The organism is Methylobacterium sp. ARG-1 (genome assembly GCF_001262595.1).
Taxonomy (GTDB): domain Bacteria; phylum Pseudomonadota; class Alphaproteobacteria; order Rhizobiales; family Beijerinckiaceae; genus Methylobacterium; species Methylobacterium brachiatum.
In genome coordinates this window covers 1-23,393 of the sequence record NZ_LHCD01000037.1, presented here as the reverse complement: position 1 = coordinate 23,393, position 23,393 = coordinate 1, and the positions used below count along the sequence as shown (strand labels likewise).

Annotated in this window: 23 protein-coding genes and 1 pseudogene; 15 read left to right on the top strand and 9 right to left on the bottom strand. The window is 70.1% G+C overall.

All coding sequences use genetic code 11. The features are described 5' to 3' along the window. Nucleotides 1–206: 206 nt before the first annotated feature. Nucleotides 207–1,976, bottom strand: coding sequence for a flavodoxin domain-containing protein (locus tag AKJ13_RS25010; protein WP_050735754.1), 1,770 nt, complete (start codon nt 1,974–1,976; stop codon nt 207–209). 110 nt (nt 1,977–2,086) lie between these two features. Further along, complete coding sequence (locus tag AKJ13_RS25005; protein ID WP_039902897.1) at nt 2,087–2,602, bottom strand: Lrp/AsnC family transcriptional regulator; 516 nt, start codon at nt 2,600–2,602, stop codon at nt 2,087–2,089. A 266-nt stretch (nt 2,603–2,868) separates the two neighbouring features. On the opposite strand from AKJ13_RS25005, the gene AKJ13_RS25000 reads away from it, so the two are divergent. Genes AKJ13_RS25000 through cysN form a run of 3 tightly spaced genes read left to right on the top strand, consistent with a single transcriptional unit; the run spans nt 2,869 to nt 6,034 of the window. Continuing rightward, nucleotides 2,869–3,681, top strand: a complete 813-nt coding sequence (locus AKJ13_RS25000; protein ID WP_050735753.1) for a phosphoadenylyl-sulfate reductase — start codon at nt 2,869–2,871, stop codon at nt 3,679–3,681. Continuing rightward, nucleotides 3,678–4,625 carry a sulfate adenylyltransferase subunit CysD gene (gene cysD / locus AKJ13_RS24995; protein WP_050735752.1) on the top strand — a complete coding sequence of 316 codons (948 nt, stop codon included), beginning with the start codon at nt 3,678–3,680 and terminating at the stop codon, nt 4,623–4,625. The genes AKJ13_RS25000 and cysD overlap by 4 nt, the downstream gene beginning before the upstream one ends. Next, nucleotides 4,625–6,034, top strand: a complete 1,410-nt coding sequence (gene cysN, locus AKJ13_RS24990) for a sulfate adenylyltransferase subunit CysN (RefSeq protein WP_050735751.1) — start codon at nt 4,625–4,627, stop codon at nt 6,032–6,034. The genes cysD and cysN overlap by 1 nt, the downstream gene beginning before the upstream one ends. Before the next feature lie 125 nt (nt 6,035–6,159). On the opposite strand, the gene AKJ13_RS24985 is transcribed toward cysN, so the two are convergent. The 3 genes from AKJ13_RS24985 to AKJ13_RS30825 are packed head-to-tail and all read right to left on the bottom strand — an operon-like array spanning nt 6,160 to nt 7,737. Further along, on the bottom strand, nt 6,160–7,185 hold the full coding sequence (locus AKJ13_RS24985; RefSeq protein WP_050735750.1) for an LLM class flavin-dependent oxidoreductase: 1,026 nt from the start codon (nt 7,183–7,185) through the stop codon (nt 6,160–6,162). Next, complete coding sequence (locus tag AKJ13_RS30830) at nt 7,182–7,541, bottom strand: type II toxin-antitoxin system RelE/ParE family toxin (RefSeq protein ID WP_348270975.1); 360 nt, start codon at nt 7,539–7,541, stop codon at nt 7,182–7,184. The genes AKJ13_RS24985 and AKJ13_RS30830 overlap by 4 nt, the downstream gene beginning before the upstream one ends. A gap of 10 nt (nt 7,542–7,551) precedes the next feature. Beyond that, complete coding sequence (locus tag AKJ13_RS30825) at nt 7,552–7,737, bottom strand: hypothetical protein (protein ID WP_348270974.1); 186 nt, start codon at nt 7,735–7,737, stop codon at nt 7,552–7,554. A 243-nt stretch (nt 7,738–7,980) separates the two neighbouring features. Here AKJ13_RS30825 and AKJ13_RS24980 point away from each other — a divergent pair, with 243 nt between their 5' ends. After that, nucleotides 7,981–9,183, top strand: coding sequence for a pyridoxal phosphate-dependent aminotransferase (locus tag AKJ13_RS24980; RefSeq protein ID WP_050735749.1), 1,203 nt, complete (start codon nt 7,981–7,983; stop codon nt 9,181–9,183). Between the two features lie 136 nt (nt 9,184–9,319). Here AKJ13_RS24980 and AKJ13_RS30820 read toward each other — a convergent pair whose 3' ends face one another. After that, nucleotides 9,320–9,586, bottom strand: coding sequence for a type II toxin-antitoxin system PemK/MazF family toxin (locus AKJ13_RS30820; protein WP_082317116.1), 267 nt, complete (start codon nt 9,584–9,586; stop codon nt 9,320–9,322). After that, the gene (locus AKJ13_RS24970) at nt 9,583–9,804 is read right to left on the bottom strand and encodes an antitoxin MazE family protein (RefSeq protein ID WP_007563291.1); all 222 of its coding nucleotides are present in this window, start codon (nt 9,802–9,804) and stop codon (nt 9,583–9,585) included. Before AKJ13_RS24970 ends, AKJ13_RS30820 begins: the two co-directional genes overlap by 4 nt. A gap of 89 nt (nt 9,805–9,893) precedes the next feature. Between AKJ13_RS24970 and AKJ13_RS24965 the strand changes: the two genes are divergently transcribed. The 3 genes from AKJ13_RS24965 (at nt 9,894) to AKJ13_RS24955 (ending at nt 12,549) form a co-directional block, all read left to right on the top strand. Beyond that, nucleotides 9,894–10,736 (top strand): NAD(P)-dependent oxidoreductase, encoded by an 843-nt coding sequence (locus AKJ13_RS24965; RefSeq protein WP_050735747.1) that lies wholly within the window; start codon nt 9,894–9,896, stop codon nt 10,734–10,736. 420 nt (nt 10,737–11,156) lie between these two features. Next, nucleotides 11,157–11,495 carry a hypothetical protein gene (locus AKJ13_RS24960; RefSeq protein ID WP_050735746.1) on the top strand — a complete coding sequence of 113 codons (339 nt, stop codon included), beginning with the start codon at nt 11,157–11,159 and terminating at the stop codon, nt 11,493–11,495. Between the two features lie 103 nt (nt 11,496–11,598). Further along, a complete protein-coding gene (locus AKJ13_RS24955; RefSeq protein WP_050735745.1) occupies nt 11,599–12,549 on the top strand; it encodes a DMT family transporter in 951 nt (316 codons plus the stop codon). Nucleotides 12,550–12,574: 25 nt separating this feature from the next. Here the strand turns inward: AKJ13_RS24955 and AKJ13_RS24950 are convergent, their stop codons facing one another. Then, the gene (locus AKJ13_RS24950) at nt 12,575–12,844 is read right to left on the bottom strand and encodes a hypothetical protein (RefSeq protein ID WP_007563284.1); all 270 of its coding nucleotides are present in this window, start codon (nt 12,842–12,844) and stop codon (nt 12,575–12,577) included. Between the two features lie 327 nt (nt 12,845–13,171). On the opposite strand from AKJ13_RS24950, the gene ileS reads away from it, so the two are divergent. The 5 genes from ileS (at nt 13,172) to AKJ13_RS24925 (ending at nt 20,635) form a co-directional block, all read left to right on the top strand. Then, nucleotides 13,172–16,138, top strand: coding sequence for an isoleucine--tRNA ligase (ileS, locus tag AKJ13_RS24945; RefSeq protein WP_144426376.1), 2,967 nt, complete (start codon nt 13,172–13,174; stop codon nt 16,136–16,138). Nucleotides 16,139–16,346: 208 nt separating this feature from the next. After that, nucleotides 16,347–16,844: a signal peptidase II gene (gene lspA, locus AKJ13_RS24940; RefSeq protein ID WP_050735744.1), complete on the top strand. Its 498-nt coding sequence runs from the start codon at nt 16,347–16,349 to the stop codon at nt 16,842–16,844. A 160-nt stretch (nt 16,845–17,004) separates the two neighbouring features. Continuing rightward, nucleotides 17,005–17,670 carry a hypothetical protein gene (locus AKJ13_RS24935; protein ID WP_050735743.1) on the top strand — a complete coding sequence of 222 codons (666 nt, stop codon included), beginning with the start codon at nt 17,005–17,007 and terminating at the stop codon, nt 17,668–17,670. Nucleotides 17,671–17,829: 159 nt separating this feature from the next. Further along, nucleotides 17,830–19,239: a pitrilysin family protein gene (locus tag AKJ13_RS24930; protein ID WP_050735742.1), complete on the top strand. Its 1,410-nt coding sequence runs from the start codon at nt 17,830–17,832 to the stop codon at nt 19,237–19,239. Nucleotides 19,240–19,342: 103 nt separating this feature from the next. Next, nucleotides 19,343–20,635: a pitrilysin family protein gene (locus AKJ13_RS24925; RefSeq protein WP_050735741.1), complete on the top strand. Its 1,293-nt coding sequence runs from the start codon at nt 19,343–19,345 to the stop codon at nt 20,633–20,635. 3 nt (nt 20,636–20,638) lie between these two features. Here AKJ13_RS24925 and AKJ13_RS24920 read toward each other — a convergent pair whose 3' ends face one another. Next, nucleotides 20,639–20,959 (bottom strand): HigA family addiction module antitoxin, encoded by a 321-nt coding sequence (locus tag AKJ13_RS24920; RefSeq protein ID WP_050735740.1) that lies wholly within the window; start codon nt 20,957–20,959, stop codon nt 20,639–20,641. Nucleotides 20,960–21,090: 131 nt separating this feature from the next. Here AKJ13_RS24920 and AKJ13_RS24915 point away from each other — a divergent pair, with 131 nt between their 5' ends. From AKJ13_RS24915 to AKJ13_RS32870, 3 genes and pseudogenes are all read left to right on the top strand, one after another. Then, on the top strand, nt 21,091–22,041 hold the full coding sequence (locus tag AKJ13_RS24915) for a ring-cleaving dioxygenase (RefSeq protein ID WP_050735739.1): 951 nt from the start codon (nt 21,091–21,093) through the stop codon (nt 22,039–22,041). 254 nt (nt 22,042–22,295) lie between these two features. After that, nucleotides 22,296–23,069 (top strand): ferredoxin--NADP reductase, encoded by a 774-nt coding sequence (locus AKJ13_RS24910; RefSeq protein ID WP_050735738.1) that lies wholly within the window; start codon nt 22,296–22,298, stop codon nt 23,067–23,069. Nucleotides 23,070–23,233: 164 nt separating this feature from the next. Further along, nucleotides 23,234–23,393, top strand: a pseudogene (locus tag AKJ13_RS32870) (IS5/IS1182 family transposase); the annotation flags it as partial.

Below are 23,393 nucleotides of genomic sequence, written 5' to 3'. Positions count from 1 at the left end.
TCCAAAGTCTTGACTGCGTCCCCGCCCCCTGGACGGGCGGGATCGTCACACATCCTGGTCTCAAAGGTCCGGGACCTTTTGCGGGTGCGAGGCCGAGCCCCGCCGTCGGGCTCCCCCGACGCATCAGGGCTCCGCCCTGACAACCCGCCAAAGGGCGACACGCCCTCTGGAAACCCGGACCGACCCGTGCTGCGTCGGCCTACCGTCTAGTAAACGTCCTGCTGGTAGCGGTGGCTGCGCTCCAGAGCCGCAACCTGCGCCTCGGCATCGGCCGGGCTCAAGGATTTGGCGGTCTCGTAGGCCCGCACCACCGCGGCCCGCACGTCCTTGGCCATGTGCTTGGCATCGCCGCAGACGTAGAAATGGGCACCGCCCTCCAGCCAGGAGACCAGCTCCTTGGCGTTGTGGGTGATCCGGTCCTGCACGTAGATCTTCTCCGGCTGGTCCCGGGAGAAGGCCACGTCGATCTTCGTCAGCGAGCCGTCCTCCAGGGCCTCCTGCCATTCGAGCTGGTACAGGAAGTCGTGCAGGAAGTGGCGGTCGCCGAAGAACAGCCACGAGCGGCCGGGCGCCGCGATGGCGCGGCGCTCCTGCACGAAGGCGCGGAACGGCGCGACGCCGGTGCCGGGGCCGACCATGATGATATCGGTGGCCGGATCCTGCGGCAGGCGGAAATGCCGGTTCGGCTTCAGCCGCACCCGCAGCTTGGCGCCGTCCCGGATCCGGTCGGCGACATGCACGGAAGCGACGCCCGAGCGGGCCCGCCCATGGCCCTCGTAGCGCACCGCCACGATAGCGAGGTGGACCTCGTCGCCCACTTCCTTACGCGAGGACGCGATCGAGTAGGCGCGCGGCGGCAGCGGCCGGGTGATGGTGTTGAGGTGCTCGGCGGTCAGCGTGGCCGGGAAGGTCGCGAGCAGGTCGATCAGGTGCCGCCCCTCGATCCAGGCCCGGGCCTCGCCGCTGTCGATCAGCTTCTGCGCGTCCGCGTGGCCGGTCGCCTTGACGAAGCGCTCGATCGTGGCGGCCGACAGGGTGGTGATGTCGCGCTCGGCGAGCAGCGCCTTGCGCAGGGCCTCGTCGCCCGACAGGCCCGCGGCGCCCAGGATCTCGTCCACCAGCTGCGGGTCGTTCTCGGGGAAGATCTCCAGCGAATCGCCGGGCTCGTAGGCGGGTGCCCCGTCCTCGAAGGCGAGCGCGAGGTGGATCGTCTCCTTGTCCGAGCGCGAGGAGTTGAGGTTCACGTGCTCGACGACCTCGACCACCAGCGGCTCGCGGCTCGGCTCGGCATCGTCGTCCTCGCCCGCGGCGGCGCGGGCGAAATCCACCGCCACGACGTTGTCGGGCGTCTCGGCCGGCGCGAGGGCTTTGAGGGTGTTCTTGATCCAGTCGGCGGCCGGCTTCTCGAAATCGAGGTCCAGGTCGGCGCGCTCGGCGGCGCGCTTGCCGCCCAGGGCCTCGAAGCGCGCGTCGAGCGCCTTCCCGATGGCGCAGAACTCCGCGTAGGAGGTGTCGCCCAGGGACAGGACGGCGAATTCCACGCCGTCGATGCGCGGGGCGCCCTCCCCCATCAGCTCGCCGTAGGCGCGCACGGCCCGGGCCGGCGGCTCGCCCTCGCCCCAGGTGGCCGCGATGGCGACGAGCTTGCCCGCCTTGGGCAGGGTCGCGACGTCAAGATCGGAGAAATCCAAGACCTTCGGCTTGAAGCCCTGCTTGCGCGCCAGCTTGGCGACGTTGCCGGCCAGCGCCTCGGAATTCCCCGATTCGCTGGCGTAGACGATCGTCAGCGGCTCGGCGGCCTTGGGCGGGGCGGCCGGGACGGCGGCCGGCTGGCCCCCGGCGGCGTCGAGGCCCGCCAGGAAGCCCGCGAGCCACGCGCGCTGCACGGGGGTCGCGCTGCCGAGCACGGCATCGAGGCTGGCGCGCTCGCCGTCGCCGAACGGGGCGGTGCGCGGAAGGAGATTCTGGCGTGCCATCAGGGGACCATGTCGTGGCCTACGAGGCCGGTGTCAATCGAAAACGTTCTTTTTGCAGAACGCGCCTGAACTAGGATATTGCATTCGTTGCGCCGCAATAAAAGAGAAGATCATTCTCCAACGACGGCGAGGACCGGGGCGGTGCCAGGGAGATGGCGTCCGGTCTTGGGCGGGGCCGGCAGCGGCAGGGCTGTGGTGGACTTGACCTTCTCCATGGCGAATCGCGAGGTGACGTTCTTCAACGGCAGCACCGCGATAAGCTGCTTGTAGAAGCTGTCATAGGCCTGCATGTCGGCAACCACGACGCGCAACATATAATCCACGTCGCCGGCCATCCGGTAGAATTCCAGCACTTCCGGCATGGCCGAGATGGTCGCAGCGAAGCGCTGCAGCCATTCCTGGGAATGGTCGGCGGTCTCGATCGAGACGAACACCGTGAGCCCCAGGCCGAGCTTGACCGGGTCCAGCACCGCGACCCGCCGGTCGATCACGCCGTCGGCCTCCAGCTTCTGGATGCGCTTCCAGCACGGAGTCTGAGACAGACCGACGCGCTCGCCGATCGCCGCGATGGAGAGGGTCGCGTCCGCCTGCAATAAGGCGAGGATCTTCAGATCGATGGCGTCCAAAGTCGTCTCCGTGGGATCCATCCACGCTGGGCCGCGCGGGAAGTGTAGGCGTTTTACAGGGCCGCCGAGAAGAATCTTTTGTCGTGCGGGGTCTCGGGTGTGGAGGAACGGGGTGCGCCACCGCACGCCAGGACGCCCGGATATGCCCGACAAGCAACCCGCGGCGCCTTGACTTCGTTCGTTATAGCGAACATTTCGACCCTTCGACAACAGGGTGCGGCGCGGTCTGCGCCCTTTCCCACGATCCAACCTCAGGACATGTCGCGATGACCCGTCCGGACCGAACGATGGCCGACTCCCTCGCGGAACGGTTGTCCGGGCTCGACCTGCCAGGCCGGCTCCACCTGATCGCCGCCGAGATCCCCGGCCGCCTCGTCTTCACCACGAGCCTCGGCGTCGAGGACCAGGCGCTGACGCACGGGCTGGCGATGGCCGGGCTGGCGAAGGGGCGCGTGGAGATCGTCACCCTCGATACCGGCCGGCTGTTCCCGGAGGCCTACGACACCTGGGCCGAGACCGAGTCGGCCTACGGCATCCGGATCGCGGCCTACGCGCCGGAGCGGGGGGCCGTGGAGGCGTTCGTCCGCCAGGAGGGCATCAACGGGTTCCGGCGCTCGGTCGCGGCCCGGCAGGCCTGCTGCGGCTTCCGCAAGGTCGAGCCGCTCGGCCGCGCCCTCGACGGGGCGAGCGGCTGGCTCACCGGCCTGCGCGCCGGCCAGTCGGCCAACCGTGCCGAGACGCCGCTCGCCGCATTCGATCCCGCCCGCGGCCTGATCAAGCTCAACCCCCTGGCCGACTGGTCCCGGGCTCAGGTTGACAGCTTCGTGCGCGAGAACTTCATTCCCTACAACGTGCTGCACGATCGCGGCTTCCCGTCGATCGGCTGCGCCCCCTGCACGCGCGCCGTGAAGCTCGGCGAGCCGGAACGCGCCGGGCGCTGGTGGTGGGAGCAGGAAGAGAAGAAGGAGTGCGGCCTGCATGTCGGCCGCCCCGCCGCGTCGATCCAGCCGGGCCAGGAGCCCGCGATTTTCGAGAGCAATCCAGACGTGAAGACCCGCCAGCCGGAATTCGCCCGATGAGCGCCGCCCTCGCCCCCGTGCCCCCGGGCGCCCCCGCCTCCGCCGACCGCCTCAGCCACCTGAAGCGGCTCGAGGCCGAGAGCATCCACATCTTCCGGGAGACGGTCGCCGAGACCGAGAACCCGGTGATGCTCTACTCGATCGGCAAGGATTCCTCGGTGCTGCTGCACCTGGCGCTCAAGGCCTTCGCGCCCGGCACCCTGCCGTTCCCGCTGCTCCACGTCGACACGACCTGGAAGTTCCGGGAGATGATCGCCTTCCGCGACGCCCGGGTGAAGGAGCTCGGCCTCGACCTCCTGGTCCACACCAACCCGGACGGGCTCGCCCGCGGCGTCGGGCCGGTGAGCCACGGCTCCGAGGTCCATACCGACGTGATGAAGACCCAGGCGCTGCGCCAGGCGCTCGACAAGCACAAGTTCGACGCGGCCTTCGGCGGCGCCCGTCGGGACGAGGAGGCGAGCCGCGCCAAGGAGCGGATCGTCTCCTTGCGCACCGCGCAGCACCGCTGGGATCCCAAGCGCCAGCGCGCCGAGCCCTGGCACCTCTACAATCTGAAGAAGAAGCGCGGCGAGTCGCTCCGGGTGTTCCCGCTGTCGAACTGGACCGAGCTCGATATCTGGCTCTATATCGAGCAGGAAAACATTCCGATCGTGCCGCTCTACTTCGCCGCCGAACGCCCCGTCGTGGAGCGCGACGGCCAGCTGATCATGGTCGACGACGACCGCCTGCCGCTGGAGCCCGGGGAGGTTCCGCAGCAGCGCCTCGTCCGCTTCCGGACGCTCGGCTGCTACCCGCTCACCGGCGCGGTGGAGAGCGACGCGGCCACGCTGCCCGAGATCGTCGGCGAGACGCTGGCGGCGCGCACCTCGGAGCGCCAGGGCCGGGTGATCGACAAGGACGGCGCGGGCGCCATGGAGCGCAAGAAGCAGGAAGGCTATTTCTGATGACGGTGCACCAGGCTCCCACCGCGTTCAACGACCGTGCCGCCACCTATCAGGCGTTCCTGGCCGCCCACCAGAACAAGGCCGTGCTGCGCTTCATCGCCTGCGGCTCCGTGGATGACGGCAAGTCGACCCTGATCGGCCGGCTCCTGCACGACACCAAGCAGATCTTCGACGACCAGATCTCGGCGCTCCAGCGCGATTCCCGCCGCCACGGGACGCAGGGGCAGGAGATGGACCTGGCGCTGCTGGTGGACGGCCTTCAGGCCGAGCGCGAGCAGGGCATCACCATCGACGTCGCCTACCGGTTCTTCTCCACCGACAAGCGCTCGTTCATCGTCGCCGATACCCCCGGCCACGAGCAGTACACCCGCAACATGGCCACCGGCGCCTCGACGGCGGACGTGGCGGTGATCCTGGTGGATGCCCGCCAGGGTCTGATCCGCCAGACCCGGCGCCACGCCCTGCTGGTCTCGATGCTGGGCATCCGCCGGGTGGTGCTGGCGGTGAACAAGATGGATCTGGTCGGCTGGTCGCAGGACAAGTTCGACGCGATCCGGGCGGGCTTCGCCGATTTCGCGCGCGAGCTGAACTTCACCGAGGTGAAGGCGATTCCGCTCTCGGCCAAGAACGGCGACAACGTCGTGGAGCCGGGCATCGCCGCCCCCTGGCATACCGGCGGCACCCTGCTCGAATACCTGGAGACCGTGCCGGTGCACGCGGAGGTGCTCAACGCCCCGTTCCGCATGGCGATCCAGTGGGTCAACCGGCCGAATTCCGAGTTCCGCGGCTATAGCGGGCGGATCGCCAGCGGCCGCGTCCGCCCCGGCGATGCGATCACGATCCAGCCTTCCGGCCGGACCTCGACGGTGGCGCGGATCTACACCGCCGACGGCGACCTGCCCGAGGCCGGCGAGGACGAATCCGTGACCCTCGTGCTGGCCGACCAGATCGACGCCTCCCGCGGTCAGGTGATCGCGGCGTCCGGCGCCCCGCTGCGGGTGGCGGAGCAGGTCGAGGCCCGCCTGTTCTGGGCGGCCGAGACCGAGCTTGCGCCGGGGGCGAACCTGCTCGCCAAGATCGGCACCGCCACAGTCAACGCCACGGTGGAGCGGATCGTCTCGCGGATCGATCCCGAGACCGGCAATCCCGGTCCGGCCGAGCGCCTCGCCGCCAACGACATCGCGGACGTGGCCCTGCGCCTCGATCGGCCGGTTGCGGTGGATGCCTACGCGGCCAACCGCGAGACCGGCAGCCTGATCCTGATCGACCGGGAGACCACCGACACGGCCGCCCTCGGGCTGGTCCTGGCGCCGAAGGGCGAGGCCGCCCCGGCAGCCTCCGCCGCGCCGTCCGCTAGCGAGAAGGCTTCCGGCCTGCTCGGTCGCCTCGGCCGCCTGTTCGGCCGCTGAGGCGGAAAAAGGTCCCGGATCCACAAGGTCCGGGACCGTGTGCGGGTGTGCGCAGAGCCCGCTGTTCTCGGGGGCTTTGCCCCCGAACCCCGCCAAAGGGCTGAGCCCTTTGGAAACCCCGATCGTCAGGCCGCTTCCGAGGCGGCGCCGAGGCCCCAGGCCTGGGCCAGTCGCGTATAGGATTCGTGCCGGGCCGCCTGATCGGGGATCGCCGTGACGATCATCAGCTCGTCGGCCTGCGTCCGCGCGACGAGATCCGTGAGCGTCGCCCGCAGGGTCTCAGGGCCGCCGACATGCAGCTTGTCGTGGCCGCGCTCGATCTGGGCCCGCTCGGCATCGGAATACGGGTAAGCCAGCGCTTCCTCCAGGCTCGGCAGCGGGCGGTACTCGCCGCGCTCCCGCCGCAGGGTCGACAGCCGCGCGCTCGCGGCCAGACGCTCGGCTTCCGCATCGGTCGCGCCGCAGATCGCCGCAACGGCCAGGATCGCGTGGGGCCGCTCGCCCAGGCGGGTCGGCCGGAACAGGCGGCGATAGGCCAGCATCGGCGCCTCGGCCGGCATTCCGGAGAAGTGCTGCGCGAAGCCGAAGCCGCATCCGATCTCGCCGGCGAGCTGGGCGCTGTAATCGGACGAGCCGAGCAGAAAGATCGGCGGTAGCGGCACCCCGGCGGGGCTCGCCTGGATCTTGGCGAAGGGATGCCCTTCCGGGAAGCCGCCGTCCCAGAACAGCAATTCCTGCAGGCGGTCGAGGAAATCGTCATTGCCGCCCTGGCCGGGCGCCTCCCGGCGGCGCAGGGCCCGGGCGGTGAGCCCGTCGGTGCCGGGCGCGCGCCCGAGGCCGAGATCGATCCGGCCCGGGAACAGCGCTTCCAGCACCCGGAACCGCTCGGCCACCATGAGCGGCGCGTGGTTCGGCAGCATGATGCCCCCCGAGCCGACCCGGATCGACCGGGTCGCGGCCGCGATCTGGCCGATCATGATCTCGGGGGCCGGGCTCGCCACGTTGGGCAGCGCGTGGTGCTCGGCCAGCCAGTAGCGCCGATAGCCGAGACCGTCGACATGGCGCGCCAGCGCCAGCGTGTCGTGCAGCGCCTGCGCCGGGGTCGACTCGGCGTTGACGAAGGAGAGGTCGAGGACGGAGAGCGGTGTCATCGACAGGAGATGGGGAGGCGGGTGCGCCGGTTCGAGGGCGGCTCGTCTTGGCTGCGGCTCCTACGTCTGGCTATCGTAGAAAGCTTCGAAATCCCGGCCGCCGTAGAAGATGTACGGATACGCACTGATCCGCGCTCCACGCGGTATGCGATGACGGCCGACCGCTCGAAGGGCACCGTCCGTAAGCCTTCCGAGAGGTCATCGCGAGGCCTGCCGGCGTGAGGCGCATCACCGATGCGATCACACCGGTCCTTGATCCGCTGCGTGAACCGTCGCGCCGTTGGAACGTCCTGACTGAGGTGGAAAACCGTGCGAAAGATATTGGCCAAGTCTGCCCGCGCTTGAGCGCGAAACACGACGGGCAGTCTACGCACGGCGAGTATCCCGCTGGGCTTCGGCGAACAGCTCGTCGAGATGCTCCTGAACCTCTTCGCTGCTCAGATCTGGATGAGGGTCGTCGAGGGAGCGGCGGATGCGGGCACGGATGACATCAAGGCGTTCGGCGTTCTCGCGGCGCTGGCGCTGCAGGGCGTGCACAGCCTCGTCGAGCATCGCCTCCACTGAGGCGTACTCACCGGACTCGACGCTCTAGCGTACGGTGCGGAGCGTGTCCGGTGCCAGGGTGATATTGATCGTCTCGGCGGGTGGCATGAATCGCCCTCTTCGGATCGGCACGAGACTAGCATGGAATCCGGCAGGCCACGCAGCCTTGTCCGCACCGCACCGTCGGCCTAGGGTCCCGGCCGCATCGCGGGCGCCCCAGACCGCCGCGCCCCTCACGGAGATCGAAACGCCATGGCTCTCCTCGCCGACGTCCTCTCGCGGGTGAAGCCGTCCGCGACCATCGTGATGACCCAGAAGGCCCGGGACCTGAAGGCGTCGGGCGTCGACGTCATCAGCCTGTCGGTGGGCGAGCCGGATTTCGACACGCCGGACCACATCAAGCAGGCCGCGATCGAGGCCATCCACCGCAACGAGACCCGATACCCGCCGGTCTCGGGCATCGTGCCCCTGCGCGAGGCGATCGTGCGCAAGTTCAAGCGCGAGAACGGGCTCGACTACAAGCTCTCGCAGACCATCGTGGGCACCGGCGGCAAGCAGGTGCTCTACAACGCCTTCCTGGCGACCCTGAACCCCGGCGACGAGGTGGTGATCCCCCGCCCCTATTGGGTGTCGTATCCGGAGATGGTCGGGCTGTGCGGTGGCACACCGGTCTTCGCCGACACCGACATGGAGCACGGCTTCAAGCTCCAGGCCGAGGAGCTCGATCGGGTGCTGACCCCGAAGACCAAGTGGATCGTGCTCAACTCGCCGTCGAACCCGTCCGGGGCCGCCTATACGCGCGACGAGATGAAGGCGCTCACCGATGTGCTGCTGCGCTATCCCGACGTGCACATCCTGACCGACGACATCTACGAGCACCTCACCTACGGCGACTTCGCCTTCGTCACCCCGGCCCAGGTCGAGCCCCAGCTGATCGAGCGGACGCTGACCATGAACGGCGTCTCGAAGGGCTACGCCATGACCGGCTGGCGGATCGGCTACGCGGCCGGGCCGGAGAAGCTCATCAAGGCGATGGATTTCGTCCAGGGCCAGCAGACCTCCGGCGCCAGCACCATCGCGCAATGGGCGGCTGTCGCCGCCCTGGACGGCCCGCAGGACCACTTGGCGAAGTTCCGGGCAGCCTTCCAGGGCCGGCGCGACCTCGTCGTGTCAATGCTCAACCAGACCAACGGCCTGACCTGCCCGACCCCGGAAGGTGCCTTCTACGTCTACCCGTCCTGCGCGGCGCTGATCGGCAAGACGACCGAGGCCGGCAAGACCATCGAGACGGACGAGGATTTCGTCACCGAACTGCTCCAGGCCGAGGGCGTGGCCGCCGTGCACGGCTCGGCCTTCGGGCTCGGCCCGAACCTGCGCATCTCCTACGCCACCTCGAACGCCGTGCTGGAGGAAGCCTGCCGGCGCATCCAGCGCTTCTGCGGCTCGCTGCGGTAGGTCCCCCGGACGGGCTCGTCCGGGGCGAGTCCATTCTTTGGAGTCTGCAAACCACCCGTGGGACGGGATCGCCGGATCAGTCGGCGATCCCGAGGACCAGAGCGAGCATCCGGTTCAGGGTGGCGAGCGTATCGCGCTACAGGCGACCGATGGGCGGGCTGCATTTTGCGCGCGGCATTGCGATGATCTTGTCGGTCATGATCTGCGAGGTGCTGCGCAACCCGCTTGCCGGACTTGGTTCGACAGATAGCCGGAAGAGCGGTGCGTCGCGCAAAGTGGTGGTGAGGAGGCAGACGAGGATACTGTCGGTCTCGACGAGCCAATCGGACTGAATGACGAGGGCAGGACGCGGCTTGCCGTAGGATCCGGGCGGTGAGACAGTAACGATGTCACCGCGCGTCACGGTTCAGGCCAGTCGAAGGCCGCCGCGATGAAGTCCAGGGCTTCAGCCTCCTCGGGTGCGCCCTTCAAGAGGGCCGCCTGCCGAGCGGCCTCTTCCTTGAAGCCCGGCGCCGACGGGTCTGGAACCCAGATGCGCAGGAGCTTCATACCGTCGCGCCGCGGCGCCTGACGATAGCGCTGGGCCTTCGACTGTCCTTCCCGGGGTCTGATCTGCGGCATGGAATGGCGGGTCCGATCGCGCGCCACACTAGGCCTCGGTCGCGTTCGTGACTACCATCCTCCGATCTCTGAACTCTCGTGAGTCTCCCATGCCCACCATCGCGGTGATCGCCCCCGGGGCCATGGGCAGCGCCATCGGGGCGCGGCTCGTCGGGCACGGCGCGCGGGTGCTGACCGCCCTCGAAGGGCGCGGAGCGGCGAGTCGGGCGCGGGCCGCGGCGGCCGGCATGGCCGATGCCAGCCTCGACGACCTCGCAGCCGCCGACATCCTGCTGTCGATCGTGCCGCCCGCCGACGCGGAGGCTCTGGCCCGGCATCTCGCCCCTGCGCTGGCGGCGGCCCCGCGCAAGCCGGTCTATGTCGATGCCAACGCCGTCAGCCCGGGTACGATCGCGCGGATCGCCGCGATCGTGGCGGAAACGGGCGCTCCCTTCCTCGACGGGGCGATCCTGGGTCTGCCGCCCAAGCCCGGCAGCAAGGGGCCGCGCGTCTACGTCTCGGGCGACGACACCGCCCCGGTGATGGTCCTGCGCGATCTGGGTCTCGACCTGCGCGTCTGCCCCGGCGGTGTCGGCGCGGCCTCCAGCCTCAAGATGAGCTATGCCGGCCTCAACAAGGGGCTCACCGCGCTCGCCGCGATCATGATCCTGGCCGCCGAGCGCGCCGGGGCCGGAGCGGCGCTGCGCGATGAGCTCGCCGAGAACGAGCCGGTGCTGCTCGCCCGCCTCGCCAGCGCCCTGCCCGACATGGCGCCCAAGGCCTATCGCTGGGCCCCCGAGATGGGTGAGATCGCCGATTTCCTCGGGCCGGATGCGGCTGGGCGGCAGGTCTTCTCGGGCTATGCCGAGCTCTACGGGCGCCTCGCCGCCGAGACGGGAGAGCCCGAGATCGCCGCGCTGATACGCTTCGCCGCGGCCGCCGCGGAGCGCTGATCGCCGCGGGTGCGCCGAATCGGCGGCCGCTCTGTTGCCGGCTCGGCTGCCACCCTCTACACGGACGGTCCCCGCGGCCGATGCGCCTGAAGGTTTCGCGAGCCCGCTCGGGCCTGCATGGTAGCGGGGTCGGCAGTGACGGGGTGGTCCGGACCAGTTCTCTGGGCCAATCCTGTGAGGCTCAGTGGGCCGAGTCGCTGCAGGAGTGTTGGGAGCGCGGGGAACAGGAACCGCGGGCTCGGCGCAAGGCCCACATAGAATGACTCTGATCCGGGACTGGCGGCGCCGATCCGGCGCCTTGCCCCGATCCGGGACAGCCCGGTTGGGCACGGTTGCAGCTTCGTTCACGCTCCGGCGCGATGATACGACGAGGCCGGGGATCCGGTCCGGCGTAACCGCGTTCTTTCGGGCCTGACGACCATGAGAGCCCTGCTCACCGGCGGCATCAAGGCGATCCTCGGGATTGCCGCCATCTCCACCGCCGCCCATTGGACCCTGCGCGTACAGCGCGAATCCGCTTCCGCGAGTCCGATCGCGGCCTTCGCCAGCGCCCCCGATCCGGTGGCGACGGGCTCCATCGAGCCGCGCCGACCGGTGAGCGCGGCACCGATCGTGCCGGCAGCCGTGCCCGCCCCGGCCGCGGGCCTCGACCAGGGCCACCTGGCCGCTTTGATCGCCGGCGCGACTCCGGCCAAGGCCAAGGTCGCCAAGACGGCGACCAAGACCGCCGCCGCCGAGAAGGTCGTGGCCAAGCGCTGAACCGGCGCACCGTGCCGGCTGCATACTTCCCCTGCGCCGCGACGGGTGCCGCCGCGCAGGTCAGCGTGGCAGGAATACAGGCCTCCATCGAGATTTGGCAGGCATGAGCACGCAGGTCGCGACATCCGTCGCCCACGACAGGGGCCCCGCCCGGGCGGCCCCGTCACCCGACCTCGCGCGCCGAAGGCGGATCGTCGGCATCGCCCTGATGTGCGGCGCCGTCGCGTTCTTCGCGGGCCTCGACGCCAGCGCCAAGACCCTGGCGCGGGGAGGCGTCGACCCGCTGGTCACCACCTTCATGCGCTACGCCGCGAGCGTCGCGATGATCTCGCTGTTCATCAACCCGGTGCGCACCCCCGGCGTGGTGAAGAGCCGGCGGCTGACGCTGCAGATCGTGCGCTCGCTGTTGCTCTTCGCCTCCACGGCCCTGAACTTCCTGGCGTTGCGCTACCTGCAACTCGCCGAGACGATCTCGATCCAGTTCGCCGCCCCGCTTACCGTCGCGCTGCTGGCGGGGCCGCTGCTCGGCGAATGGTCGTCGCGGGGCCGGATGGTGGCGATCGGCGTCGGCTTCATCGGTGTTCTGGTGATTGTGCGGCCGGGGCTGGGCGGGATGCATCCGGCCGCCCTGCTCTGCGTGGCCAACGTCGGGGTCTACGCCTTCTACGCGATCATCACGCGGAAGCTCGCAGCCTACGATTCCACCGCCACGACCATGTTCTACACCGGGCTCGCGGGCCTGGCGCTGATGGCCCCGCTCCTGCCCTGGATCTGGACCAGCCCGGCCAATCTCGGCCACTGGGCGCTGCTGATCGCGGTCGCGCTGTTCGGGACGATCGGGCACTGGCTGCTGGTCATGGCGCATGCCCGCGCGCCGGCCAACGTGCTGGCGCCGTTCATCTATACGCAGCTGCTGTGGTCCGTGACGCTGGGCTTCCTGCTGTTCGGCGATGTGCCGAGCCGCTGGACGGTCGCCGGCGCCATGATCGTGGTCGGCTCCGGCCTCTATCTCCTGGCGCAGGAGACGATCCGGCGGGACAGGCCGGCCGCCTGAGGCGGCCGGCCGGTTTCAGGCTCGCTTAGCGGCCCATGCGCTCCTGGCGATCCAGGCGCTCCTCGCGGCGGTCCTCGCGGGCGCGGCGGGCCGGATCCGTGTCGGTGCCGAGGACGCCGCCGACGGTGCCGGTGGCGGCACCCACCGCGCCGCCCACGACACCGCCCACCGGGCCGGCCGCGGCCGAGCCGTCCTCGACGCCGCGCTGGGCGCCCCGGGCCGTGCCCTGGGCTTCGGCGCCGGACGCGAAGGCCAGCGGGGCAAGGGCGAGGGCGGCGATCATCAGCTTCTTCATGGTCAACTCCAGGCGGTCGATCGGGGCAGGCTCCGCACCGTGCGGGTCACGGAGGGTGTGCAGGTCAACGGTTCAGGCGCCGAAAGGTCTCATCCGGCATCGCCGGGCCGGCCGCTGGCATCGGGCCGGGGCCGCTGCTAGAGAACGGGCCATGTTCGCTTCGCATACGCTTCGCGGCCTGGGCCGCAGGCTTCGAATTATTGGCCCGGCCTCCGCCTGAATGACGGCCCGCTTCGGCGAGGCCGCGCGGAAGTCCGGGATCCTGATGCCGCCCGCCCAGCCATTGCCGGCCCGATGCCGCCGGCCCGACCGCCGATGCGAGACCCGATGACCACCCCCGAGACCGCCTCCGCCCGCGACTATTCCAAGACCCTGTTCCTGCCGCGCACCGAGTTCCCGATGCGCGCCGGCCTGCCGACCCGGGAGCCGCTGCTGCTCGAGCGCTGGGCCGCGATCGACCTCTACGGGAAGATCCGCGCCGCCGCCGCGGGCCGGCCGCGCTTCGTGCTGCATGACGGCCCGCCCTACGCCAACGGCAACATCCATATCGGCACAGCGCTCAACAAGATCCTGAAGGACGTGGTGGTGCGCTCGGCCAGCGCGCTCGGCCTCGACGCCAACTACGTCCCCGGCTGGGACTGCCACGGCCTGCCGATCGAGTGGAAGATCGAGGAGCAGTACCGCGCCAAGGGCCGCAACAAGGACGACGTGCCGGTGATCGAGTTCCGGCAGGAATGCCGGACCTTCGCGGCCCACTGGCTCGACGTGCAGCGGGGCGAGTTCAAGCGGCTGGGCGTCACCGGCGACTGGGACCATCCCTACGCCACCATGGCCTACCCGGCGGAAGCCGTGATCGCCGACGAGCTGATGAAGTTCTCGATGAGCGGCCAGCTCTATCGCGGCTCCAAGCCGGTGATGTGGTCGGTGGTCGAGAAGACCGCTTTGGCCGAGGCCGAGGTCGAGTATGAGGAGCATGTCAGCGACACCGTGTTCGTCGCCTTCCCGATCCGGGAGGGGGGCGGCGCGGCGCTGGCGGACGCTCGGGTGGTGATCTGGACCACCACCCCCTGGACCATGCCGGGCAACCGCGCCGTCGCCTACTCCAAAAGAATCGCCTACGGGCTCTACCGGGTCACGCAGGCCCCGGCCGAGAATTGGGCGACCCCTGGCCAGACCTACGTGCTGGCCGACAGCCTGGCCGCCACCGTGTTCAAGGCCGCCCGGGTCGAGACGTTCGAACGCGTCGGCGACGTGCGCCCCGAGACGCTGGCCGACCTCACCCTGGCGCACCCGCTCAACGGCCGCGGCTACGACTTCCCTGTGCCGATGCTCGACGGCGACCACGTCACCGACGAATCCGGCACCGGCTTCGTCCACACCGCGCCGAGCCACGGCCGCGAGGATTTCGATCTCTGGATGTCCAGCGGCCGGCTGCTGCAGGAGCGCGGCATCGACACCGCGATCCCCTACACGGTGGACGCCGACGGCGCCCTGACCAAGGCCGCGCCGGGCTTCGAGGGCACCCGGGTGCTCACCGACAAGGGCGAGAAGGGCGACGCCAACAAGGCGGTCATCGCCGCGCTCACCGAGGTCGGGGCGCTGGTCGCCCGCGGCGTGCTGCGCCACCAGTACCCGCATTCCTGGCGCTCCAAGAAGCCGGTGATCTTCCGCAACACCCCGCAATGGTTCATCGCCATGGACCGGCCGGTGGACAGCCTGGGCAACCGGTCCCTGCGCGAGGTCGCGCTCCAGGGTATCGAGGAGACCCAGTGGGTCCCGCCCCAGGGCAAGAACCGCATCAACGGCATGGTCGGCAACCGGCCGGACTGGGTGGTCTCGCGCCAGCGCGCCTGGGGCGTGCCGATCACCGTCTTCGTCCACCGGGAGAGCGGTGAGATCCTCAAGGACGCTGCCGTCAACGCCCGGATCCGCGACGCCTTCAAGGCCGAGGGGGCCGATGCCTGGTTCCGGGACGACGCGGCGCAGCGCTTCCTGGCGCCGGACCACGACCCGGTCGCCTACGAGAAGGTGACCGACGTCCTCGACGTCTGGTTCGATTCCGGCTCCACCCACGCCTTCGTGCTGGACGATCCGGAGGCGTTCCCGGCGCTGGCCGGAGCGCGGCGCGTCCGCGATGGCGGCCAGGACCGGGTGATGTACCTGGAAGGCTCCGACCAGCACCGGGGCTGGTTCCAATCCTCGCTGCTCGAATCCTCCGGCACCCGGGGCCGGGCGCCCTACGACATCGTCCTGACCCACGGCTTCGTGCTCGACGGCAAGGGCCTGAAGATGTCGAAGTCGAAGGGCAACGTCGTCGCGCCGCAGAGCATCATCAAGGATTCGGGCGCCGACATCCTGCGCCTGTGGGTTGCCGCCTCGGACTATACCGACGACCTGCGGATCGGCCCGGAGATCATCAAGACGTTTGCCGAGACCTACCGGAAGCTCCGGAACTCCCTGCGCTGGATGCTCGGCTCCCTGGCGCATCGCGTGCCGGGCGACGACGTCGCGGTCCAAGAAATGCCGGAGCTGGAGCGGCTGATCCTGCACCGGCTGGCCGAGCTCGACGGCGAGATCCGCGAGGCCTACGCGACCTACGACACCAAGCGGGTGGTGGCCCTGCTCAACGGCTTCATGACCGGCGACCTGTCGTCGTTCTACTTCGACGTGCGCAAGGACGCGCTCTACTGCGACCCGATCTCGTCGGTGACCCGCCGGGCGGCCCTGCAGGTGATCGACGAGACCTTCCGCCGGGTGGTGGTCTGGCTGGCGCCGGTGCTGGCCTTCACGGCGGAAGAGGCTTGGCTCGACCGCTATCCGTCGCCGGACGGATCGGTCCACCTCCAGACCCTGCCGGAAACCCCGGCGGCGTGGCTCGACCCCACCCTCGCGGAGCGCTGGCAGAAGATCCGGAAGGTGCGCCGGGCCGTGACCGGCGCCCTGGAGATCGAGCGCGCGGCCAAGCGGATCGGCGCGAGCCTGGAGGCGGCCCCGACCGTCTACGTCGCGGATCCGGAGCTGCTCGCCGCCCTGGAGGGCTGCGACTTCGCCGATACCTGCATCACCTCCGCGATCACGGTGGTGGCCGGCGAGGGTCCCGCGGAGGCGTTTCGGCTCGACGAGGTGCGCGGCGTCGCCGTGGTGCCGAATCCGGCGGAGGGCCGCAAATGCGCCCGCTCCTGGCGCGTCAGCCCCGCGGTCGGCAGCGACCCGGAATACCCGGACGTGACCCCCCGCGACGCCCAGGCCCTGCGCGAGTGGGACGCGGCCCACCCGGAGGCCAGCGCGGCGTGATCGTACCCGCGACATCACCCTCCCCCCTCTGCGGGGGAGGGTGGCGCCCGAAGGGGGTCGGGAGAGGGGAGCGACCCTTCCGGACGAGGCGGGGCCGGCATGACGGGCACAGCCTCGCTCTGCATCGCCGCTCCCCTCTCTCCCCCTGCTGCGCAGGGTTCCCTGCCCCGCAGAGGGGGGAGGGAGATGCGCGTTTGGTCCTGCACCCATGAGCCCCACCCGCGCCGGTCTGCTGGCCCTGCTCGTCACCCTGGTCCTCGACCAGGCCTCCAAACTCGGGCTCTATTTCGGAACCGACCTCGTGCTGACCCAGCCGTGGCGGCTGGCGCCGTTCGCCGACTTCGTGGTGGTCTGGAACCGCGGCGTCTCCTACGGCCTGTTCCAGCAGGAGAGCGGGTTCGGGCGCTGGTTCCTCGTCGTCCTGTCGCTCGCCGCCGCCCTCGGCCTCGGAATCTGGATGACCCGGGCCGGCTCGCGGCTTCTGGCGGTGGCGCTCGGCCTGATCGTCGGCGGCGCGCTCGGCAACGCCATCGACCGGGCCGCCTACGGGGCGGTGTTCGACTTCGTCCACCTCCATGCCGGCGGCTGGTCCTGGTACGTGTTCAACGTGGCGGACGCCGCGATCGTCGCCGGGGTGATCGGCCTGATTCTCGACAGCCTGAGTCCAGCCGGGCGGGGTACGCCGCAAGGGGCCTCGCGCCCATGATTCCCGCAACAGATCGGCCCTGCCCGCCCCAAGCCTCTGGTGCAATGCGGTCAAGGCGCCATACGATCGCCGGAAACCGGTCTCAGGCCGGGACCCGTCGGATCAGGCCGCGTCGCGGCCGTCCCCGCGCCGGACTCCCGGCCGGAACCCGTGAGGCAGCATGACCGGGCACCGCAGGCTTCGTCTCATCCTCCCCGCCGTTGCGGTCGCGCTGTCGCCGCTGCTGGCCTGCGGCGCGCAGGCCCAGGAGCGGGGCGAGTTCATGCGCGACGCGCTCTCCGGCATCGGTCTCCTGGAGAAGCGCCAGGACCCGATCGACTATCACGAGCGCCCGCCGCTGGTGATGCCGCCCAAGCTCGACGGCAAGGCCCTGCCCCAGCCCCGGGCCCGCTCCACCAGCACCGCCTGGCCGAAGGATCCCGAGATCGTCGAGCGCGAGCGCGCGGCGGCCGAGCGGCGCCGCCCGGTCGGCAACCAGGCCCGCGGCCGCTACGACGACAACAACGCCACGCTCTCGGTGGACGAGATCCGCGGCGGTCGCCGCGCCGGGGCGAACGTCACCACCGAGGCCGAGCGCAAGCCGGGCGATACCAACCGCGACGATAGCCTGCTCAGCCCGTTCGACCTGCTGAAGGGCAAGAGCGCCAATGCCGAGCCCTCCGATGTCGAGCCGGCCCGGGACGTGCTGACCGACCCGCCGACCGGCTACCGGCAATCCCCGAAGAAGCTGGCGCAGCCGCCGTCCCGGGACCCGATCAACAATGCCAGCCGCGAGCGCGAGGAGGCCGATCCCCGGGCCTATCAGCGCCAGCGCGCCCAGCAGTAACCATCCGGCTGTGGCGTCGTTGCAACGGCGCCCCGGCATGGCAACATGACATGTCTGTCCCTGTGCGGCTCTTGCCGGCCGGAGACGAGGACGGCCCCGATCCATCCGAGCGTCCCAGGCGGGCGTCGGCGGCACCGGGGCCGGCAAAAGGAAAGCGGAATGCACCTGTTCAGGAAGGCGACGCCCACCCTCTTCCCGCCGCGTCCGGGCTCGCCGTATGGCGGCAGCGCCGGCCGGGGCGAGGCCGCGCCGTTCGGGCGCTCCGAGGCGGGCGGGCCCGAAGTCACGGCCTTCACCCTCGACAACGGCCTCGACGTGGTGGTCGTGCCCGATCACCGGGCTCCCGTGGCGACCCACATGATCTGGTATCGCAACGGCTCGGCCGATGATCCGTTGGGCCAGTCGGGCATCGCCCACTTCCTCGAGCACCTGATGTTCAAGGGCACCGAGAAGCACCCGGTGGGCGCCTTCTCCAAGGCGGTCTCGGGCCTCGGCGGCCAGGAGAACGCCTTCACCAGCTACGATTACACCGCCTATTTCCAGCGGGTCGCCCGGGACCATCTCGGCACCATGATGGCGTTCGAGGCCGACCGCATGAGCGGCCTCGTCCTCGACGACGCCGTGGTCGCGCCCGAGCGCGACGTGGTGCTGGAGGAGCGGCGCATGCGGGTCGAGACTGACCCCTCCGCCCAGCTCTCCGAGGCGATGGCCGCCTCGCTGTTCGTGCACCACCCCTACGGCATCCCGATCATCGGCTGGATGCACGAGATCGAGGGCCTGAACCGCGAGCACGCGCTGGCCTATTACAAGCGCTTCTACACCCCCGAGAACGCGATCCTAGTGGTGGCCGGCGACGTGACCCCGGACGAGGTCCGGCGCCTGGCCGACGCGACCTACGGCCGCGTCGCCCCCCAGGGCGCCCGCCCCGAGCGCCTGCGGGCCCGCGAGCCCGAGCCCAAGGCCCTGCGCCGGGTCGCGGTCGCCGACCCGAAGGTCGAGCAGCCGACCCTGCAGCGGCTCTACCTGACCCCGTCCTGCATCACCGCCCGCGACGGCGGCTGCCACGACCTCGAGCTGCTGGCCGAGGTGCTGGGCGGCGGCTCGACCTCCTACCTCTACCGCAAGCTGGTCATGGAGACCGGCCTCGCGGTGAATGCCGGCGCCTGGTACATGGGCTCTGCGATCGACGAGACCCGGTTCTCCGTCTACGCGGTGCCGGCCGAGGGCGTCTCCCTGGAGGCGCTGGAGGAGGCCGTGGACAAGATCCTGCGCCGCGCCCCCGCGGAGGCGCTCGGCGCCGAGGCGATCGAGCGCGCCAAGACCCGGCTCGTGGCCGAGACCGTCTACTCCTCCGACAGCCAGTCCTCGCTCGCCCGGATCTACGGTTCGGCGCTCGCGATCGGCGAGACCATCGAGGAGGTCCGCCGCTGGCCGACCGATATCGAGGCGGTCTCGCAGGAGCGCCTCAAGGCCGCCGCCGAGCGCTGGCTGACCCCGTCCCGCTCGGTCACCGGCTACCTGACCAAGGCTCAGGACCCCGACGCCCCGGTCGCGATGGCCGCGGAATAGGTTTTCGGGCGCGTCCCGGCAGGCGGTTTTACCCCCGCCGGGACCTGCATCAGGCCGCGAGACCACTCCGCCGCCGCCCGTGACGAGATAAGAAGAGGTTCCCATGAGCGTCGCCGAGAACTTGGTCGACACCGCCGCCCCCGCCAGCTCGCCCACGACGGCGCTGCCGGTGACGACCGCCGCCGGCATCGAGGCGTGGCACGTCGAATCCCCGGTCGTGCCGATGATCGCGCTGGCCTTCACCTTCGAGGGCGGCGCCGCCCAGGACCCGGCCGGCAAGGCCGGCTGCGCGCAGATGCTGGCCCGGCTCCTCGACGAGGGCGCCGGCGACCTGACCTCCGACGCCTTCCAGGAGCAGCTCGCCGCCCGGGCGATCGAACTGTCCTTCCATGCCGGCCCCGACGCGATCGGCGGCTCGCTCAAGATGCTGGTCAAGCATGCCGACGAGGGCATCGCGCTCCTGGCCCTGGCGCTCGCCAAGCCGCGCCTCGATCCGGACGCGATCGAGCGCGTCCGCGGCCAGGTGATCGCCGGCCTGCGCTACCAGCAGAACGATCCGGGCGTGCTCGCCTCGCGCCGGTTCTTCAAGGAGGCCTTCGCCGGCCACGCCTATGCTCGGCCTTCCTCGGGCACGGTGGAGAGCGTCGCCACGATCACCCGGGATGACCTCCTGGCGATGCATGCCCGCATCATCGGGCGCGGCCGGGTGAAGGTCGCGGCGGTGGGAGCCATCGGGGCCGAGCAGCTCGCCGAGGGCCTGAACCGCGCCTTCGGCTCTCTGCCGGAGGCCGGAGCGCTCAAGGCGGTGCCGCGCACCGAGGTGCAGGATCTTGGCCGGCGCATCGTGGTCGATCTCGACGTGCCGCAATCGGTGATCCGCTTCGGTATGGCCGGCGTGCCCTGGCGCGACCCGGACTTCATCCCGGCCTACGTGCTCAACCACATCCTGGGCGGCGGCGCCTTCACGTCGCGCCTGTTCCAGGAGGTGCGCGAGAAGCGCGGGCTGGCCTACTCGGTCGGGACCTCGCTGGTCAGCCACCGCTCGGCCGCGATGACCTGGGGCTACACCGCCACCAAGAACGAGCGCGTCGGCGAGGCCCTGTCGGTGATCGGCGACGAGATCGGCCGGCTGATCGCCGACGGCCCGGACGACGACGAGCTGCAGAAGGCCAAGGACTACCTCACCGGCTCCTACGCGCTCGGCTTCGACACCTCGACCAAGATCGCCCATCAGCTGGTGCAGATCGCCTTCGAGGAGCTGGGCATGGACTACATCGCCCGCCGCAACGCCCTGGTCTCGGCCGTGACCCAGGCCGATATCCGCCGCGCCGCCGCCCGGACTTTTGCGGACGGCCGGATGCTGGTGGTCGCCGCCGGCCGTCCGGTTGGTCTCTGAGGCTCAGGCTGCCGCGGGGGCGAGCGGGGCGATCCGCTCGATCTCCGGCCCGAGGGTGCGCGTCAGCGTCTTCACCTCGTACTGGCGCTGGAGGTTGAGCCAGAATTCCGCGCTCGTGCCGAAATAGCGGCCGAGGCGCAGGGCCGTGTCGGTCGAGACCCCGATCTGCTCGGCGGCGATCCGCTCGATCCGGGTCCGCGGAACGCGGCAGGCCCGCGCCACCGTGCCGGCCGACAAGCCGAGGGGAATCAGGAAGTCCTCGCGCAGCACCTCGCCGGGATGCAGCGGCGGCAAGACGGTGTCGGTCTCGTACGCGATGGTCATGGGGTATCTCCCAGGGCGAGCGGTATGGCAGTCTGGCCCCCTTACGCCCACTGCATTCCAGCCGTGCGCTCGCAACGCCGTTGCCCGAACCCCACGTGACGCGGATCGGAGCGGCACCCACACGGAAAACCATGCAGCTCACCGGCATCCATCACCTCACCGCGGTGACCGCCCGCGCGGCTGAGAACGTCGCATTCTACACCGGCACGCTCGGCCTGCGGCTGGTGAAGAAGACCGTGAACCAGGACGACGTGTCGGCCTATCACCTGTTCTACGCGGACGGGCTGGCGAGCCCGGGCAGCGACATCACCTTCTTCGACTGGCCGGCGCCGCGGGAGCGGCGTGGGTCGAACAGCATCACCCGTACCCATCTGCGCGTGCCTGGCGAGAGCGCGGTGGCGTGGTGGCACGCGCGCCTGCGCGAGGCCGGCACCGTCCTGGCCGAGCCCGCCCTGCGCGACGGCCGCCTCACCGTCGATTTCGAGGATCCCGAGGGTCAGCGCCTCGCCCTGGTCGATGACGGCGGCACCGGCCCGGAGCATCCCTGGGACGCCTCGCCGGTGCCGGCGGCCTACCAGATCCGGGGCCTGGGCCCGATCCGCCTGTCCGTGCCGGACCCGGCCCGCACCGCCGCCGTGCTGACCGATCTGCTCGGCATGCGCCGGGAGCGGAGCTTCGAGACCGGCGACGGCCCGGTCGCGGTCTACGCCATGGGGCCGGGCGGCCCGGCCGCCGAGATCCAGCTCCTGGCCGATGCCGCCGCACCGGCGCAGCAGGGCGCGGGCGCGGTCCACCACGTCGCCTTCCGCATCCCCGACGCGGAGTACGAGGCGTGGGCCGACCGGCTGAAGGCGGCCCGGGTGCCGAGCAGCGGGCCGGTGGATCGCTATTACTTCCGCAGCCTGTATTTCCGCGAGCCCAACGGCATCCTGTTCGAGATCGCTACCGACGGCCCGGGCTTCACCGCCGACGAACCTCTGGAGAGCTTGGGCGCGCGCCTCGCCCTGCCGCCGTTCCTGGAGCCGCGCCGGGTCGAGATCGAGGCGGGGTTGAAGCCGCTCCGTCCGGTCGTTGCGGGTTAAAATATTCGAACGATTCCAGGCCATTCACTTCTTCCGCAGGTGTGATCCTGGCGCGCCTTGACGGGCGTGCTGCAACTGCGAAAGAAGCACCCGAGAAGAAGCACCCGATTTGGGTTTGACAGCCGGATCCCGGTGCGCGCGTGCGCGGGGTCCGACCCTGCCCCGCGGGACGGCGACGATCCGCCGAACCTCATGCGCCCCGAATCGCCGGGGGCATGGGCCGAGCATCAGAGGATTCGAGGACTGATCCGTCGATGAGCAAGTTCTACGAGGAGCGCGTTCTGTCGGTGCATCACTGGACCGAGAATCTGTTCTCGTTCCGCACCACGCGGGACCCGGCGTTCCGCTTCCGCAACGGCGAGTTCACCATGATCGGCCTCGAGGTCGAGGGGCGGCCACTGCTGCGCGCCTATTCGGTGGTCTCGGCCAATTACGAGGAGGAGCTCGAGTTCTTCTCGATCAAGGTCCAGGACGGCCCGCTGACCTCCAAGCTCCAGCACCTCAAGGTCGGCGACCCGATCATCGTCGGCAAGAAGCCCACCGGCACCCTGGTGCTCGACAACTTGCTGCCCGGCCGGAACCTCTACCTGCTCGGCACCGGCACGGGCCTGGCCCCGTTCCTGTCGATCATCAAGGACCCCGAGAGCTACGAGCGGTTCGAGAAGGTCGTGCTGGTCCATGGCTGCCGCCAGGTCCAGGAGCTGGCCTACGGCGAGACCATCACGGAGGCCCTGCCGAAGCACGAGTTCCTGGGCGAGATGATCTCGAACCAGCTGATCTACTATCCGACCGTGACCCGCGAGCCGTTCCGCAACCGCGGCCGGATCACCGACCTGATGGTCTCGGGCAAGCTCTTCTCCGATATCGGCCTGCCGGCCATGTCGGTGGAGAACGACCGCTTCATGCTCTGCGGCAGCCCCGACATGATCCGCGACACCCGCGAGCTGCTGAGCAGCGGCGGCTACGAGGAAGGTAACCACGGCGAGGCCGGCCACTACGTGATCGAGAAGGCCTTCGTCGAGAAGTAGTTGTTCTGGACTTTGCGTTCAGCCCGGTGCGGTCCGCCGCGCCGGGTTTTTTGTGTTCCTGCGACAGCATTCGTCTCCGCGCGCTCGCAATGACGGGTTCGGCACGAGGCTGTGTCAAAAGTCCCTTCTGAGATAGACTTGCGGCCTCATCTGCGGAGGCCAGCATGGGTCGGTTCGTCGAAGGGCAGGACCGTCGGCAGTCCTGGTTGCTGCCCAGTTCGCTGGATGACTATGTCACCGCCGACAATCCGGTTCGGGTGATCGAGGTCTTCATCGACGAACTCGATCTGGGTGCGCTTGGCTTCACCCGCTCCGAGCCTGCGG

Bases quoted from the DNA above. Each gene is read 5' to 3' on its own strand.
- AKJ13_RS24915 (WP_050735739.1), top strand. From the start codon at position 21,091: ATGCAGCTCACCGGCATCCATCACCTCACCGCGGTGACCGCCCGCGCG.
- AKJ13_RS25000 (WP_050735753.1), top strand. From the start codon at position 2,869: ATGACCCGTCCGGACCGAACGATGGCCGACTCCCTCGCGGAACGGTTG.
- AKJ13_RS24970 (WP_007563291.1), bottom strand. From the start codon at position 9,804: ATGCCGCAGATCAGACCCCGGGAAGGACAGTCGAAGGCCCAGCGCTAT.
- AKJ13_RS24985 (WP_050735750.1), bottom strand. From the start codon at position 7,185: ATGACACCGCTCTCCGTCCTCGACCTCTCCTTCGTCAACGCCGAGTCG.
- AKJ13_RS24925 (WP_050735741.1), top strand. From the start codon at position 19,343: ATGAGCGTCGCCGAGAACTTGGTCGACACCGCCGCCCCCGCCAGCTCG.
- AKJ13_RS24980 (WP_050735749.1), top strand. From the start codon at position 7,981: ATGGCTCTCCTCGCCGACGTCCTCTCGCGGGTGAAGCCGTCCGCGACC.
- cysN (WP_050735751.1), top strand. From the start codon at position 4,625: ATGACGGTGCACCAGGCTCCCACCGCGTTCAACGACCGTGCCGCCACC.
- lspA (WP_050735744.1), top strand. From the start codon at position 16,347: ATGAGCCCCACCCGCGCCGGTCTGCTGGCCCTGCTCGTCACCCTGGTC.
- AKJ13_RS24955 (WP_050735745.1), top strand. From the start codon at position 11,599: ATGAGCACGCAGGTCGCGACATCCGTCGCCCACGACAGGGGCCCCGCC.
- AKJ13_RS24910 (WP_050735738.1), top strand. From the start codon at position 22,296: ATGAGCAAGTTCTACGAGGAGCGCGTTCTGTCGGTGCATCACTGGACC.
- AKJ13_RS30825 (WP_348270974.1), bottom strand. From the start codon at position 7,737: ATGCTCGACGAGGCTGTGCACGCCCTGCAGCGCCAGCGCCGCGAGAAC.
- ileS (WP_144426376.1), top strand. From the start codon at position 13,172: ATGACCACCCCCGAGACCGCCTCCGCCCGCGACTATTCCAAGACCCTG.
- AKJ13_RS24920 (WP_050735740.1), bottom strand. From the start codon at position 20,959: ATGACCATCGCGTACGAGACCGACACCGTCTTGCCGCCGCTGCATCCC.
- AKJ13_RS24935 (WP_050735743.1), top strand. From the start codon at position 17,005: ATGACCGGGCACCGCAGGCTTCGTCTCATCCTCCCCGCCGTTGCGGTC.
- cysD (WP_050735752.1), top strand. From the start codon at position 3,678: ATGAGCGCCGCCCTCGCCCCCGTGCCCCCGGGCGCCCCCGCCTCCGCC.
- AKJ13_RS24960 (WP_050735746.1), top strand. From the start codon at position 11,157: ATGAGAGCCCTGCTCACCGGCGGCATCAAGGCGATCCTCGGGATTGCC.
- AKJ13_RS24965 (WP_050735747.1), top strand. From the start codon at position 9,894: ATGCCCACCATCGCGGTGATCGCCCCCGGGGCCATGGGCAGCGCCATC.
- AKJ13_RS24950 (WP_007563284.1), bottom strand. From the start codon at position 12,844: ATGAAGAAGCTGATGATCGCCGCCCTCGCCCTTGCCCCGCTGGCCTTC.
- AKJ13_RS24930 (WP_050735742.1), top strand. From the start codon at position 17,830: ATGCACCTGTTCAGGAAGGCGACGCCCACCCTCTTCCCGCCGCGTCCG.
- AKJ13_RS25010 (WP_050735754.1), bottom strand. From the start codon at position 1,976: ATGGCACGCCAGAATCTCCTTCCGCGCACCGCCCCGTTCGGCGACGGC.